This is a genomic window from Oleiphilus sp. HI0043 (assembly GCF_001634935.1).
Window position 1 is genome coordinate 1 of the sequence record NZ_LWEY01000406.1, and the last position, 1,190, is coordinate 1,190.

Annotated in this window: 1 protein-coding gene; it reads left to right on the forward strand. The window is 45.7% G+C overall.

Annotation, left to right across the window (positions count from 1 at the left end):
* Positions 1-1,190: cadherin-like domain-containing protein (locus tag A3729_RS05330; protein ID WP_156497691.1), on the forward strand; the 1,190-nt coding region annotated here is incomplete at both ends.

A 1,190-nucleotide genomic window follows, 5' to 3' on the forward strand; every position in this document is an offset into this window, starting at 1 on the left:
GGTGCTGTTGTGATTAATGGCGATGGCACACTGAACTATACACCTAATGCAGATTTCAACGGCTTAGATAGCATTAGCTATGAAATCTCAGACGGTAACGGTGGCACGGGGGCCTCGTCGGTATCCGTCACGGTTAACCCCGAAAATGATGNACCAGTTGCTGTAGTCGATACCGCTGTAACGCAGGAAGATGCTTCTGTCACCATTGATGTGTTAGCGAATGATGGCGATATCGACGGAGATAGTTTGAGCATTAGCTCAGCATCAGCGTCAAACGGTGCAGTTGCGATAAATGGCGATGGCACACTAAGTTATGCGCCAAATTCAGACTTTAATGGTCTTGATAGCATTAGCTATGAGGTCTCAGACGGTAACGGTGGCACGGCGACCTCATCGGTATCCGTCACGGTCAACCCTGAAAATGATGCGCCGGTATCAATATCTGATACAGCTGTTACTGATGAAGATACGGCAGTTGTTATCGATGTTCTTGTGAACGATAGTGATATTGATGGTGATAGTTTATCTGTTGTGGCTGCTGCGGCGATTAGCGGTGTCGTAGCTATCAATGGTGATGGAACTATCTCATATACGCCTAGCGCTAATTTCGTAGGAGAAGATTCAATCACCTACGAAGTTTCGGACGGTAATGGTGGAGTCGCCAATTCAACCGTCGCAGTAACTGTAAACTCAACTGAGGATGATCCAATTACTATTGTTGGAACTGGTGCTGCAGAAACTTTAGAGGGTGGAAATAATAACGATAACCTCGCAGCCAAAGGTGGAAAGGACGTTCTATATGGATATGAAGGCAACGACACGCTACACGGTGGTGGCGGTGCCGACTCTCTATATGGCGGCTTGGGAGCAGATACACTAAAAGGTGCTAATGGCTCTGATAAGCTTTACGGGAATGAAGGTAACGATTTGTTGGTGGGTGGTAAAGGCCATGATACCTATTACTACCAAACTGGTGATGGCTATGATCGTATTAATAACGCTTCAAATAACTTCGCGACTGATACTGACAAACTTAGTTTGGAAAGTGTAGGTGATGTCGATGATGTATGGTTCAAAAAGACGAACAACCATCTCGATATTTATGTGCTGGGAAGTGAAGACCACGTTCGAGTTAATAACTGGTACAAGGCAGATAAGTTTAAGCTGGATTCAATTGAGGCGGGTGGCCA